The 14066-nt window shown below is 45.2% G+C and carries 10 protein-coding genes; 5 read left to right on the top strand and 5 right to left on the bottom strand.

Annotated features, from left to right (window positions below):
- Nucleotides 1-4 precede the first annotated feature (4 nt).
- Nucleotides 5-985, top strand: a complete 981-nt coding sequence (locus CIK96_RS00255; RefSeq protein WP_094438933.1) for a hypothetical protein — start codon at nucleotides 5-7, stop codon at nucleotides 983-985.
- A gap of 274 nt (nucleotides 986-1259) precedes the next feature.
- The gene (hisB, locus tag CIK96_RS00250; RefSeq protein WP_094435338.1) at nucleotides 1260-2318 is read left to right on the top strand and encodes a bifunctional histidinol-phosphatase/imidazoleglycerol-phosphate dehydratase HisB; all 1059 of its coding nucleotides are present in this window, start codon (nucleotides 1260-1262) and stop codon (nucleotides 2316-2318) included.
- A 154-nt stretch (nucleotides 2319-2472) separates the two neighbouring features.
- On the opposite strand, the gene CIK96_RS00245 is transcribed toward hisB, so the two are convergent.
- Nucleotides 2473-3381, bottom strand: coding sequence for an alkaline phosphatase (locus tag CIK96_RS00245; protein ID WP_094439057.1), 909 nt, complete (start codon nucleotides 3379-3381; stop codon nucleotides 2473-2475).
- Nucleotides 3382-3664: 283 nt separating this feature from the next.
- Nucleotides 3665-5608 (bottom strand): threonine--tRNA ligase, encoded by a 1944-nt coding sequence (thrS, locus tag CIK96_RS00240; RefSeq protein WP_094390801.1) that lies wholly within the window; start codon nucleotides 5606-5608, stop codon nucleotides 3665-3667.
- Between the two features lie 164 nt (nucleotides 5609-5772).
- Between thrS and ligA the strand changes: the two genes are divergently transcribed.
- Together ligA and CIK96_RS00230 are read left to right on the top strand one after the other, a co-directional pair.
- Nucleotides 5773-7791 (top strand): NAD-dependent DNA ligase LigA, encoded by a 2019-nt coding sequence (ligA, locus tag CIK96_RS00235; RefSeq protein WP_254046235.1) that lies wholly within the window; start codon nucleotides 5773-5775, stop codon nucleotides 7789-7791.
- A gap of 34 nt (nucleotides 7792-7825) precedes the next feature.
- The gene (locus CIK96_RS00230) at nucleotides 7826-8128 is read left to right on the top strand and encodes a DUF4491 family protein (RefSeq protein ID WP_094390802.1); all 303 of its coding nucleotides are present in this window, start codon (nucleotides 7826-7828) and stop codon (nucleotides 8126-8128) included.
- A 94-nt stretch (nucleotides 8129-8222) separates the two neighbouring features.
- On the opposite strand, the gene CIK96_RS00225 is transcribed toward CIK96_RS00230, so the two are convergent.
- The 3 genes from CIK96_RS00225 to CIK96_RS00215 form a co-directional block, all read right to left on the bottom strand.
- On the bottom strand, nucleotides 8223-10649 hold the full coding sequence (locus tag CIK96_RS00225; RefSeq protein ID WP_094439055.1) for an ATP-dependent helicase: 2427 nt from the start codon (nucleotides 10647-10649) through the stop codon (nucleotides 8223-8225).
- A 137-nt stretch (nucleotides 10650-10786) separates the two neighbouring features.
- Nucleotides 10787-11824: a UDP-glucose 4-epimerase GalE gene (gene galE, locus CIK96_RS00220; protein ID WP_094438931.1), complete on the bottom strand. Its 1038-nt coding sequence runs from the start codon at nucleotides 11822-11824 to the stop codon at nucleotides 10787-10789.
- A 78-nt stretch (nucleotides 11825-11902) separates the two neighbouring features.
- Nucleotides 11903-13027, bottom strand: a complete 1125-nt coding sequence (locus CIK96_RS00215; protein ID WP_158214654.1) for a transglycosylase SLT domain-containing protein — start codon at nucleotides 13025-13027, stop codon at nucleotides 11903-11905.
- 99 nt (nucleotides 13028-13126) lie between these two features.
- On the opposite strand from CIK96_RS00215, the gene hisG reads away from it, so the two are divergent.
- The gene (gene hisG, locus CIK96_RS00210; RefSeq protein ID WP_094390806.1) at nucleotides 13127-13978 is read left to right on the top strand and encodes an ATP phosphoribosyltransferase; all 852 of its coding nucleotides are present in this window, start codon (nucleotides 13127-13129) and stop codon (nucleotides 13976-13978) included.
- The last annotated feature ends 88 nt before the right edge of the window (nucleotides 13979-14066 follow it).

Below are 14066 nucleotides of genomic sequence, written 5' to 3'. Positions count from 1 at the left end.
TTAAATGAATAGTAAAGAGCAAATCGACGAGCTGATGAAACCGCGCAGCTACAGAGCAGTTGTTTCTTCTGGATTCCGTTTCTATACAGCACATTTTCGCACTGTATTTAAGTCTTCATGGCTGATGGCATTAGCCTACTCACTTATGGTCGGTCTTACAGGATTGGTTGCTGCGGTACAAATGCCCAAGGTCGTTATGAAACTGATAACTTTAACACAACACGGTGCAGACAGTACTGCACTTATTGACTCACAGAAGAGTTATTTTATCACTGGTGGACTTCTCGTGGTCTTTGTGATTGTATGTATGCTATTACTCGCAGTTACCATAGGATGTGTGTTGACACGTCTTAAAGAGCACAAAGAAAACCATACATTAGTGTTGCCTACAAGTTGGTGGAAGCCCAATTTTCTATTAGCGTGGCGAACCGTTAAAGGCGGTATTTTCACTTCCTTACTAACGATAATACCCATTGCATTATTGGCAGGCGGTACCATCGCATATTCCATAGCCTCACCTCAATCTTTCGCTACTCATTCTACTACCGTGTGTGTGGCAGTAGTTATTCTTTCCCTCTTGATTATTGCCTTCGGACTACCCATTGTTCCTACCCTGATACATTATATATTTAGTGAACGCACTCCTTTCCTACAGGCCTTGCGTGCCAACTACAAAGGGGGACTCCGTTTTTGGGGTGGTCTTTACGCTATCGTAATCATAGATGTTCTATGGGCCATCATCGTTGATCTCATCATCTGCCTTCCTGCCAAAATCCTGTTTATGGCCAACCTCTCGGCACAGACAGGCCAACTTTATGGTGACCCATTGTCCATGCCTGCCTATATGCCAATGCTTACCTTTGTGACATTTACCATCTGTGGATTTTTCCAGTTTTTCGCCACTCTTCCGGCTCTATTCCACAGTTATTATGCTTATGGCGCCATCGTTTCTCGTGAACAAGAGCGTTTTCGGCAAGCCAAATGAGCAGAATTAAAGCTCGCTTTAAATATGCCATGGCGAGAAAACGAAGGATGAAATCCAACGTTTTCGGCAAGCCAAATGAGCAGAATTAAAGCTCGCTTTAAATCTGCCATGGCGAGAAAACGAAGGATGAAATCCAGCGTTTTCGGCAAGCCAAATGAGCAGAAGCAAAGCTCGCTTTAAATCTGCCATGGCGAGAAAAGACGTCATGAATGGAACATCAGAATACAATAAAAATCATACACTTTATATATTTTCACAAACCCCATAAATTAACATGAAAAGAATACTCTTCATAGACCGGGACGGAACCATAATCAAAGAACCCGAGGACGAACAAATTGATGCTTTTGAGAAACTGCAATTCGTAGAGGGCGCCATCGGCAACCTTGCTTTTCTCAGACAACACACGGACTATGAGCTTGTCATGGTGAGCAATCAGGACGGATTAGGAACCGATTCATTTCCTGAAGAAACATTTTGGCCTGTTCATAATTTCATACTTCAAACGCTGAAGGGCGAAGGTGTTGAATTTGATGATATACTCATCGACCGCCATTTTCCAAACGACAATGCGCCCACGCGTAAACCCGCTACTGGTCTGGTGGAGAAATACATGAACAACCCCGACTACGACATGGCTCACAGCTATGTGATTGGCGACCGAGATACTGATAGACAATTTGCAGAAAATATTGGTTGCCAATTTGCTCAAATCGGCAACTGGAATGAGGTTACAGAACGCATCTTTGCTGGTGACCGTACTGCCGAGGTTCGACGCACCACCAAAGAAACTGATATTTACGTTCGTTTGAATATTGATGGTACGGGGCAATGTGACATACATACTGGATTAGGGTTCTTCGACCACATGCTTGAACAGATTGGAAAACACGGTATGATGGACTTGACCATCCACACCAAAGGCGACCTTCACGTCGATGAGCACCACACCATAGAGGACACCGCTTTGGCGCTGGGCGCTTGCCTGCATCAGGCTTTAGGATCCAAACGAGGCATTGAGCGTTATGGTTACGCATTGCCCATGGACGATTGTCAATGCTCAGTATGTTTAGATTTCGGTGGACGCCCATGGTTGGTATGGGATGCAGAATTTCATCGTGAACGCATTGGCGAAATGCCAACAGAGATGTTTCTGCATTTCTTCAAGAGTCTGAGTGATGCGGCTGCCATGAACCTCAACATCCGTGCTGAAGGTCAAAACGAGCACCATAAAATTGAAGGCATCTTCAAGGCCCTTGCACGTGCTTTGCGCATGGCCGTCAAACGCGATATCTTCCATTACCAACTACCCAGCACCAAAGGAATGCTTTAAGGCTCTCTTTAGTTGGCACGCTTGGTGAAAGCTATATGGCTAACTCGTATAAAAAACATAGGTTGCTAACTTATCATGAAAGAGGATACTTAGCAACCTATGTTTTTATAATGAATTATTTTTTCCGTTTCATAGAGTCGCTTCATCAAGAAGATTATCTGCGACCTTTAAAGACACTGGTAATGGGTTGTCCACGCCATGCCTGGGGACGTTTTAGATGGAAAATTTCAGCAATAGTGGCAGCCACGTCAAACTGCATCATCACATCTGTAATTTGATATCCCTCCTTAATACCTTTTCCATAGATAATAAATGGGGTTTCCATTTCTAATAATGTCTTACCGCCATGACCTTTCTCCTTACCACCATGATCGGAGGTTATAATAAATATGGTATTTTCAAAGATACCTGCATCTTTTGTGGCTTGAATGATACGACCCACATAGCGGTCGGCTCTTGCAATTGCATCGTAATAGGCTGGTGTGTCATGACCAGACTCATGACCAGCATGGTCAATACCGTCATAACAGAATGCTGCAAAATTGGGACGCTTTTCCTTGATATAATCTTCCGCAAGTTTAGTCAGTTTGTCAAGGTTATTTAAGTAATCAGCCACTACCTCCACCCTACTTATTGCCAAACTATCCACTAAATATTTAATACCATCCCACTCCATCATGCAAGCTGTTTCCGCCTCAGGATGTTGCTCGTACAAAATATAGTATATAGTAGGGAAGATTCCACGACTATTTACTATTGCCGATGGAATTTCTGGAGTGCGAGATCCCCATTCGGTGTAGCCGTGTTGTTCTGTACATGCACCATTAAACATAGATGCCCAATTGATGGCAGAGCTTGACTCCAACACACTTCTTTTCATTAGTGTGTATGCACCGTGTTCCATCATATTCTTGATATTAGGAATGTCATGTGCCTTAGGTACACTATAGGCTCCCCACCCATCAAGTCCGATAAGAATTACATGTTGTTTTTTAACTGATTTTGCCATTACGCTACCACCGGTTGCCAGTAGGAGCGCAAGAATGAAGAATAATTGTTTCATGTTATTATATTTGTTATACATTAGTACTTTCAAATGCAAAGTTACAGAATATAATTGGTTCATGAAAATATTCTCGGCATAAAAGCAAAAGAAAAAAGGCAAAGATAAAAAATACCGATGTATAAATAGCCAAAGCATACAAAGGACATACTGAAATAGGCTCAACGTCAAAGAGAAGTATGACGATTAGAGATTAAAAATCACACATAAAGAAAAACTGCCAACCTCATCCAATTACGGAAAGGTTGGCAGCCTATCTTATGAATAATCAGTGTATTCTATCTTAGAAGTCCTTGGTCATCTCATCCACTTCGGCATTAATGTGAGCAATGAAGTCTTCGATGGTCATCACCTTCTGCTCGCCACCACCTTGTGGGCGTACTGCAACTGTGCGATCTGCTTGTTCCTTTTCGCCTACAATCACCATGTATGGGATACGCTTCAATTCGTTGTCGCGAATCTTTCTACCGAGCTTTTCGTTGCGCAGGTCAATGGTAGGACGTACACCACCATCTTGCATCATCTTAGCAACTTCCTTGGCATAGTCGTTATATTTCTCTGACAGAGGCAAAATAGCTACCTGATCAGGTGTGAGCCAAAGTGGGAAATGTCCACTTGTATGCTCAATAAGTACGGCGGTGAAACGTTCGAGTGAACCGAATGGTGCACGGTGTACCATGACAGGAGTCTTCTTCTGGTTGTCCTCGTCGGTATATTCCAATTTGAAACGCTTAGGCAGGTTGTAGTCTACCTGAATGGTACCCAACTGCCAACGACGACCAATGGCATCCTTAATCATGAAGTCAAGTTTAGGACCATAGAAAGCAGCCTCGCCATATTCTACCTTGGCATGGAGACCTTTCTCTTCACATGCTTCAACAATGGCTTTCTCTGCCAATGCCCAGTCCTCATCGGTTCCCACATACTTCTCATGGTCGTTAGGGTCACGAAGAGAAATCTGTGCTTCAAAATTGAAGCCGAAAGCCTTCAGCACGATTCCGATAATGTCCATTACGTTGAGGAACTCTTGTTTTACCTGATCAGGACGACAGAAGATATGAGCGTCATCTTGCGTGAACGAACGCACACGAGTCAGTCCATGAAGCTCACCGCTCTGTTCGTAACGATAAACTGTTCCGAATTCAGCAATGCGCAAAGGCAGATCGCGATATGAACGAGGTTTCCATGCAAAAATCTCGCAGTGATGCGGACAGTTCATAGGTTTCAACATGTACTCCTCATCCTCCTCTGGAGTATGGATGGGTTGGAATGAATCCTTGCCATAATGTGCATAGTGCCCTGAGGTAACGTAGAGGTTTTTAGAACCAATATGCGGAGTAATAACTTCCTTATATCCAAAGCGCTTTTGTACTTTACGCAAGTGTTCCTGCAAGAGCAAACGAAGTTCTGTACCCTTGGGAAGCCAGATAGGAAGTCCCTTACCAACATTCTCTGAGAACATGAAGAGTTCCATTTCCTTGCCGATCTTACGATGATCGCGCTTCTTGGCTTCTTCCAGCATAACGAGGTATTCGTCAAGCATCTTCTTCTTGGGGAATGATACACCGTAGAGACGTTGCATCTGGTGACGTGTAGCATCGCCACGCCAGAAAGCTCCAGCAACATTGGTGAGCTTGATAGCCTTGATTTCTCCTGTGTTCATGAGGTGCGGACCACGACAAAGGTCGGTAAATGCTCCCTGTGTATAAGTTGTGATGGTACCGTCTTCAAGATCTTGCTCAATGTGTTCACACTTATAGGTCTGTCCTGCTGCTGCAAACTCCTTGAGGGCATCAGCCTTGGCCACCTCTTTGCGAACCACGGGCTCTTTCTTCGAAGCCAGTTCCTTCATTTTAGCTTCAATCTTTGGGAAATCACTCTCTTTGATGCTTTCGCCGTCTTTCAGCAGCACATCATAGAAGAAACCGTTCTCGACAGCAGGTCCGAAACCAAATTGGATGCCAGGATACAACTCCTGCAAAGCCTCCGCCAACAAGTGTGCAGAAGTGTGCCAAAATGTGTGTTTACCTTGCTCATCGTCCCATTTATAAAGCTCAACCTGAGCATCTTCCATAATGGGGCGGTTCAGTTCCACTGTTTCGCCATTCACTCCGCAAGCCAATACGCTGCGTGCCAAAGCTGGCGAGATGCTTTCGGCAATCTGAAGTCCAGTAACGCCCTGCTCATACGAGCGAACAGAACCGTCTGGGAAAGTAATGTTGATCATATCTACAATATATGTTTAAGTTTAAATCGAGTGCGAAATTACAAAGTTTTCGGCAAACGACCAAATATTCCTTCGTGAACTTCCAATTATTGGTGCGACATTCCCCGTATTCTCGTTTTTTTTTCTTAAATTTGCAGTCTATTTATCTTATTCCAGTGTAGATTATGGACAATACAACAATAGCCCCACAACAGCTCCAACGCATGAAAGAACTGGTTGAGCAACTCAACCGTGCATCAGAAGCCTATTACAACGGACAAGGCGAACTGATGACAGACTTTGAGTGGGATGCTCGTTTCGATGAGCTCCGCCAATTAGAACAGCAGACCGCCACCGTGTTACCTGATTCGCCTACCCATAACGTATCGCATGACGATATGGCGGGAAAGAAAGAGGAACATGAATTTGCTGCACTTTCATTGGCAAAGACCAAGCTCACCACAGATCTTGAGAAATGGGCAGAAGGGCTCCCTATATGGATATCGTGGAAACTTGACGGACTGACACTTGTGGTGACTTACGATGGAGGACGTCTGTCGAAGGTGGTGACACGCGGAAATGGTCACATCGGTACCAATATCACCCATTTGGCTCAAGCCATCAGCGGTATTCCGCAACAAATTAAAGAGTTGGGACACACGGTAATACGTGGAGAAGCGGTTATCAGTTATGCCGATTTCGAACAGTTTGAAATGGAAAGAGGCGAAGGGTTCGCCAATCCTCGCAATTTAGCATCGGGAACCCTAACATTGAAAGATACGGATGAAGTACGCCGACGTCATGTACAATGGATTCCATTTACATTAGTCTATTGTGAACACGAAATCGTGTCGTGGGGCGAACGCATGAACTGGCTTGACAGTATGGGGTTCAATACGGTGGAGCGAACTGCTGTGCAACAGCCAAACACAAAGAATATACAGGAAGTGATCGACGCGTTCACCCTGCGTGTCACCAACCGGACCTGTCCTTTCCCCGTTGACGGACTCGTCGTATGTTACGATGATACCGACTATGCACAAACAGGTTCTGTCACAGGCCATCATGCCACACGCGCTGGTCTGGCCTTCAAATGGCAAGACGAGGCTGCAGAAACAGAACTCAAAGAGATTGAGTGGTCGTGTGCTGCCAATACCATATCCCCTGTGGCTATTTTCCAACCAGTCAACCTTGAAGGCACGACCGTGCAGCGTGCATCACTCTGCAATATTAGTGAGTGTGAACGACTGGGCATTGGTGGTGCCGGCACACGCATAGAGGTCATCAAAGCCAATAAAATCATCCCCAAGGTCATTAAAGTCTGTCAGACTGTGGGCGAGTTGCATATTCCTGCACAATGTCCAGTCTGTCACGCAGCAACGGAAGTGCGTATCAGCGAGACGAGCGGTACTCGAACGCTTCATTGTACCAACGGTCATTGTCCCGCCAAGCAACTTCGCATCTTTGCCCGTTTTGTATCCAAGGAGGGTATGAACATCGATGGAATTTCAGAGCAAACCATCGCAAAATTTATCAATAAAGGATGGATTAGTGAGTTTGCCGATATTTTCACCCTTGGCGACCATATCCGCGAAATAGCGCAGATGGATGGTTTTGGACAGCGGTCGGCATCAAATATTAAGCAAAGTATAGAAAAAGCACGCCAGACCGAGGCCCACCGTCTGCTCTATGCTCTTACCATTCCACTCTGCGGAGCAGATGTTTGCAAGCGACTACTTGCTGCCTACCCTTTGGAGACACTTGTTAACGAAGCGACAAAAGACGAGGGAGATCTCTTTGCCACACAACGCGAGCCACAAGAAGTATTTGCCCATGTGGCAGGTATAGGTCCTGAGAAGTCAGCTTCTTTTGTTCGATGGTTCAGAAACACAGACAATCTGTCTCACTATCAGCGACTCATGCAGCAAATTACGGTCAGCCAAGCTTCTTCCCAGCCTACAGGAAGCCGTTGTGAAGGTCTAACCTTTGTGATTACTGGCGATGTGCACCATTACAAGAACCGTAATGCCCTCAAGGCGTACATCGAGAGCCAGGGCGGTCATGTGGCATCGGCAGTCAGCGGTAGTACAAGTTTCCTCATCAATAATGACGTTCAATCAACATCGGGCAAAAACCGTAAAGCACAACAACTGAATATTCCTATTATATCGGAAGACCAATTCGTTGCCGACTACGGAGAATAACCGACTTTCTTACAATTTAAATCAATAAACAACTATGAATTTTTCAGGATTGATAATAGCCGTCATCACCTTTCTGGTTATCGGCATATTCCACCCTATCGTCATCAAGTGTGAATACTATTTCGGCACACGATGCTGGTGGGCCTTTGCCCTTGCCGGCATCGTCTTTATCGCCGCCAGTCTAATTGTTGCTGACAATATCATCAGCCCCATATTAGGCGTTGTGGGATGCTCTTGCCTCTGGAGTATTCTTGAGATTTTCGAACAAAAAGGACGAGTCGAAAAAGGTTGGTTCCCCATGAACCCCAAACGAAAAGACGAATACAAGAAACGTTAAGTGAACTTTGCATCTGCTCTCGACTTCGAGGCGCCGTGACCATTGGTCGAGACGCCTTCGGGATGGATTCGGGATTGCTTTATCGTCTTATCGTCTATTGAACAATCTTAAACTTGGCAAATTTCAGTAAGAGTTGCTTGGTACCTGTGTTGCGGAATTCTACTGTAGCTTTGGCATTTTCTCCACTACCGTCAATACGTAGAACAGTTCCCACTCCGAAACGTTGATGCTCGATAACGTTACCTTCTTTTAATGCCGTTGTTGCAGATGATACTGAATTAGAAGAAACGACCCTGTTCACGGGTTTGAAACGATTACCGCCCGCATTCTGAAGTTGCTGACGGAAGGAGGGAGACAACGGATCAACACTTGACTCCGGTTGACGAGGAGCCACAATACGGGGTTTGGGGTCTGCCTTAAATTGTGAGGCCACCGGATGAGGATTCTGTTGCCATGAAGAACCGCTTCGTAAAGACTGTCCTGAGAAGGAATTCCCATAAACAGATTTTGTTCTTGAACCAGACAGGCTCTCAGCTCGTCCATAATCCTGACGTCCTGACTCCACCCGAAGGAAACGGGTGTCAATATCCTTTATAAACCGCGAAGGAGTGTCATATTCCAACTTACCATAACGCCAACGGTTCTGAGCACATGTCAATATACAATGACGCTCTGCTCTCGTTATAGCCACATAAAGTAAACGACGTTCCTCTTCCAACTCACGTGTAGAACCGGCACTCATGGGAGATGGAAAGATGTTCTCTTCAAGTCCCACGACAAATACCGTAGGAAATTCCAATCCCTTGGCACTATGTACAGTCATCAGCGCCACGCGGTCGTCTTCATCACCTTGTTCGCTGTCAAGGTCTGTCAACAACGCCACATCCTGCAGATAGTCTGCCAGCGACATTTGTTCGACTAATCCCTCTTCACGATGGTTTTCTACAAAATCCTTCAAACTGCCAAGAAATTCTTCAAGGTTTTCCTGACGTGCCACATCATCTGGATTTTTCGAAGCATAGATTTCCTTACTTATACCACTCTCCATGATAATGGCGTGACCTATCTCATAAGCATCTTCAGCAGCCATTCGAACACGCCACCCTTCTATGAGTTGACAGAAGGCATCCAGGCGCGTCAAAGTTGATTTCCCAACAGGAATGGGATGCAGATGCGGTTGTGAGATGACAGACCATAGACTGACGCCATCATGATTAGCAACATCTATAATCTTGCGAAGAGTCGTATCGCCAATGCCTCTTGCCGGATAGTTGATGATACGACGCAAAGCCTCCTCATCGTCGGGGTTGACAACGACACGATAATAAGCCGTAACATCCTTGATTTCTTTGCGTTGATAGAAACTCAGTCCGCCATAGATGCGATATGGGATATTATCTTTCAGCATTTGTTCCTCAAAGGCACGACTCTGCGAATTGGTACGATAGAGTATTGCAAAATCGCAATAACGTCCGTTTTCCGTCTTTCTGATACGTCGGATATCATTACATACGATAATAGCCTCCTCCTTGTCACTATAGGCTGGTTTAAGTACAAGGTGTTCACCCTCGTCATTCTTACTATAAACCGTTTTAGGAATCTGCCGTTGATTATGTCGGATCAGACTGTTTGCTGCATCAACGATATTTTGGGTTGACCGGTAATTTCGTTCGAGTTTGAAGAGGCGTGTATTGGGGTATTCCTGTTGGAAATTAAGAATATTGTCGATATTAGCACCACGGAATCCATAGATACTCTGGGCATCATCGCCAACCACACAGATACGTCCTGTGGATTTGGTGAGTTGCGAGACAATAGCTTGTTGGACGTAGTTGGTATCTTGATACTCATCCACGAGTACGTACTGAAAACGGTCGATATACTTCTGCAAGACCTCTTCATTAGCATCGAAAAGCATAAAGGTGTTCACCAGTAAATCATCAAAATCCATGGCATTGGACTGTCTGCAACGCTCACAATACCTTTTATATATTGCAGAAATTGACGGTTGACGACGTATTGCATCATCTTTCGCCCATGCACTCATAGCATAAGTGTGTGGTAACACCAGATGGTTTTTCGCCATGGAGATGCGATCGGCAACAGAAGCGGGTTTATAGATCTTATCGTCAAGATCCATTTCCTTGATGATGTTCTTCACCAGCGAACGGGAATCGCTTTGGTCGTATATCGTAAAGGACGACTGATATCCAATGGTTTCCGCTTCAACTCGCAGGATGTGTGAGAAAACGGAATGAAAGGTACCCATGTGAAGACCGCGAGCTCTGTCTGTACCAACCAGATTCGCAATACGTTCCTTCATCTCGCGAGCTGCTTTATTTGTAAATGTCAATGCAAGGATATTCCACGGAGCCAGTCCTTTTCTCAAAAGGTATGCTATTTTATAGGTCAGCACACGCGTTTTGCCCGATCCTGCCCCTGCAATAACCAATTGCGGACCATCACACCATTCTACTGCTGTGCGCTGGCTTTCGTTAAGATTGTCGAGTATATCTTCCATTGTCATTTGTTTTTTTTCAATAGGGTTTTGATAGAATGAGCCCTCGATTCTCATCGGGGGCTCATAACAACACAAACACAAAATAAAAACGCAGTCCCACTATTGAAGACTGGTTAGTCTTAAGTATAATTTAAAAATTATTGTATTCCTTCTTCACGAAGCTTCTGCTGCCAGCGCCACGCACTCATGAGCGTGTCTTCCAGAGAAGTTTCGGCTTTCCATCCCAATACTTTGTTGGCTTTCTCAGGATTAGCCCATACCTTTTCGATATCTCCCTCGCGACGAGGAGCGAAAGTCCAGTTGAGCTTAACGCCTGTAACTTTTTCAAAAGTTTCAACGATTTCCTTGGTAGAGCAGCCATGTCCTGTTCCAATATTGAATACCTCAAGGGCTTCGCTGTCGGTATCAAGCACACGCTCCATGGCTTTCACATGAGCCTTTGCCAAATCCACCACATAGATATAATCGCGGATGCATGTTCCGTCAGGAGTATTGTAATCGTTACCAAACACTTTGAGCTGTTCACGAATACCCATAGCGGTCTGGGTTACATAAGGTATGAGGTTCATAGGCACGCCATTGGGCAGTTCGCCGATAATGGCTGTTGGGTGCGAACCAATCGGATTGAAGTAACGCAACAGGATAGCCTTGATGGGTGCTCCGCTGTGAATATCGTCGCGGATAATCTCCTCGTTGATCTGCTTGGTGTTACCATAAGGACTCTCTGCCGGTTTGATAGGAGCATCCTCTGTAACAGGAAGGTTCTCTGGGGCTGGCTGACCATAAACCGTACAGCTTGACGAGAAAATAATGCCTTTCACATCATGCTTAGGCATGAGTTCCAGCAAATTCACCAAACTAACAATATTGTTACGATAATAAAGTAAAGGCTTCTCAACACTCTCGCCCACAGCCTTCGATGCAGCGAAATGGATAATTCCAGAAATATCGGGATACTTTGAGAACACACGGTCCATCGCAGCAAAATCGCAGCAATCCACTTGCTCGAATGCAGGACGAACTCCCGTAATCTTCTCGATACCGTCCACTACCTTTGCATCGGAGTTGGACAGATTGTCAACTATCACCACTTTATATCCGGCATTCTGCAGTTCTACGGTAGTGTGACTACCGATGAATCCTGTTCCACCTGTTACAAGAATTGTTTGCTTCATTTTCTTATGCTTTAAGAGAATCTTTGCAAAGTTACACATTATTTTCTTATAAAAAAAATATATTTGCGGAAATATGACCTATATCTTATATTTCTTTTTTTTATGATGTGCTTTTTGGGGTACTCCTGTGGTATTCATGTGGGCGGCTGTCTTAATGCCACGATAGCCATTCCACCGGCTGATAATACGACGCACATAGTCTTCGGTTTCTGTTCCACGCATATATCCGTTCTTCACCACTGGGTCATTATAATATTGCGGTTGCGATAAAGCAAGGATATACTGACTCACATCATTCCAGCGATGCGGGTCACGACCGTGCTTGCGGGTGAGTGCCATGGCGTCTCTCACATGATACGACCCGCCATTATAGGCTGCCAGTACAAATTTGATACGTTCCGTCCGATTGGGAATATCTCGGAAATGTCCGTCCAGTTCCTCAATAAACTTCACAGCAGCGGCAATATTCTTGTCTGCATCAAACAAATCGGAATGAGCCAGTCCGAGATGGTTTGCTGTTGACGGCATGATCTGCATCAGACCACAGGCACCTGCCCATGAACGCGCTTGCGAGTCGAATGTTGACTCTTGATAACATTGAGCTGCCAAAAGTCGCCAGTCCCATCTGATACGACGGGCATGTTGCTGGAATTGTGCATCATATTTAGAAATCACGCCTCCTTTCGCATTGAGCATCGGCGCAAATACGCGTCGGCGAACCGAACGAGACGACAGCAGATACTGTTCTTCCTTACGTGTCTCGGCAATCAGCTGAGGACGAAACCATGCTTTTATTTCTTTTTCCAATTGAGGTTTATCGGGACCTATCCGCCACGCCAGCCGATCGTCTCGTCCTGCGAACAGCGCCACATCGGCTTCACCATCCTTGATGCGGCGCACCATCTCTGCCGAATCCCGACAGACCTCGACGCGCAGTCCCACGCCAATCTTTTCCGCAAAGCGTTGACACAGCAGGTATTGAGTTCCAAGATAATGACCATGATAATCATAATAGGTCTCTGGACCCGTCATGGTCAAAACAATCATTTCGCCATTACCCACAATCTGCTCCAAGTCAAAATCTGCCGACAACGAATCTTGCTCCTCTCCCCAAGGTGTGAGTTGAGGTTCATCCTGTTGGTGCTTGCATGCAGCACACAAAAGCAAGAGAGCAAAAACGTGTATATATATTCTCTTTCGCATCAATTTATTAAAATTTCGTTGCAAAAGTAATCAATTTTTTGGAAATATTACCAGAATTGCGTACTTTTGCAAAGGAAATCATCAGAAATAGATTTTTATATGTTGAGAATTGCAGTACAATCCAAAGGTCGTCTGTTTGACGACACGATGAATCTGCTCGCAGAAGCAGATATCAAAGTCAGTTCAGGACGACGCACCCTATTGGTACAATCACAGAATTTCCCCTTAGAAGTGCTCTACTTGCGCGACGACGATATTCCACAGAGCGTTGCAAGTGGTGTTGCTGACATTGGCGTAGTAGGTGAAAACGAATTTGTAGAACGTGGCGAAGATGCTGAAATCATCTCACGCTTGGGATTCTCCAAATGCAGACTTTCACTGGCCATTCCTAAAGACATCAATTATCAGGGGTTGGCATGGTTCAACGGCAAGAAAATTGCCACATCCTATCCTAATATCCTGCAACATTTCATGGAGCAGCACAACATCAACGCCGAAATCCACGTCATCACAGGTTCCGTAGAAATCAGTCCGGGAATCGGTTTGGCTGATGGTATCTTCGACATCGTCAGCAGCGGATCCACATTGGTCAGCAACAACCTGAGTGAGGTGGAAGTGGTCATGCAGAGCGAGGCATTACTCATCGGCAACAAGAATATGAGTCAGGAGAAGCGCGAAATACTCGAACAGATGCTCTTCCGCTTTAAGGCCGTCAAAGACGCAGAAGACAAGAAGTACGTGCGCATGAATGCCCCCAAGGCAAGACTACAGGAAATCATCAGCGTATTGCCAGGACTGAAGAGTCCTACTATCATTCCATTGGCCGACGACGACTGGTGCTCCGTACATACCGTACTCGATCAAAAGCGTTTCTGGGAGATTATCGGCAAACTGAAAGAAATGGGTGCACAAGGCATTCTTGTGACTCCTATTGAAAAAATGATACTTTAAGCGAAAGACAAACGCTTCTTTATCACTTATCCTGTCACTTACAGGTTAACCCCCACAAGAGTAGAGCAAGGTAATTGCTCTACTCTAT

Source organism: Prevotella sp. P4-98 (genome assembly GCF_002251405.1).
Lineage (GTDB): Bacteria > Bacteroidota > Bacteroidia > Bacteroidales > Bacteroidaceae > Prevotella.
Note: the sequence above shows the minus strand (reverse complement) of the source record. Positions and strands in the feature narration are given on the sequence as shown.

Excerpts from the sequence above, each read along its gene's own strand:
- CIK96_RS00255 (WP_094438933.1), top strand. The coding sequence starts at position 5 with ATGAATAGTAAAGAGCAAATCGACGAGCTGATGAAACCGCGCAGCTAC.
- hisB (WP_094435338.1), top strand. The coding sequence starts at position 1,260 with ATGAAAAGAATACTCTTCATAGACCGGGACGGAACCATAATCAAAGAA.
- CIK96_RS00245 (WP_094439057.1), bottom strand. The coding sequence starts at position 3,381 with ATGAAACAATTATTCTTCATTCTTGCGCTCCTACTGGCAACCGGTGGT.
- thrS (WP_094390801.1), bottom strand. The coding sequence starts at position 5,608 with ATGATCAACATTACTTTCCCAGACGGTTCTGTTCGCTCGTATGAGCAG.
- ligA (WP_254046235.1), top strand. The coding sequence starts at position 5,773 with ATGGACAATACAACAATAGCCCCACAACAGCTCCAACGCATGAAAGAA.
- CIK96_RS00230 (WP_094390802.1), top strand. The coding sequence starts at position 7,826 with ATGAATTTTTCAGGATTGATAATAGCCGTCATCACCTTTCTGGTTATC.
- CIK96_RS00225 (WP_094439055.1), bottom strand. The coding sequence starts at position 10,649 with ATGGAAGATATACTCGACAATCTTAACGAAAGCCAGCGCACAGCAGTA.
- galE (WP_094438931.1), bottom strand. The coding sequence starts at position 11,824 with ATGAAGCAAACAATTCTTGTAACAGGTGGAACAGGATTCATCGGTAGT.
- CIK96_RS00215 (WP_158214654.1), bottom strand. The coding sequence starts at position 13,027 with ATGCGAAAGAGAATATATATACACGTTTTTGCTCTCTTGCTTTTGTGT.
- hisG (WP_094390806.1), top strand. The coding sequence starts at position 13,127 with ATGTTGAGAATTGCAGTACAATCCAAAGGTCGTCTGTTTGACGACACG.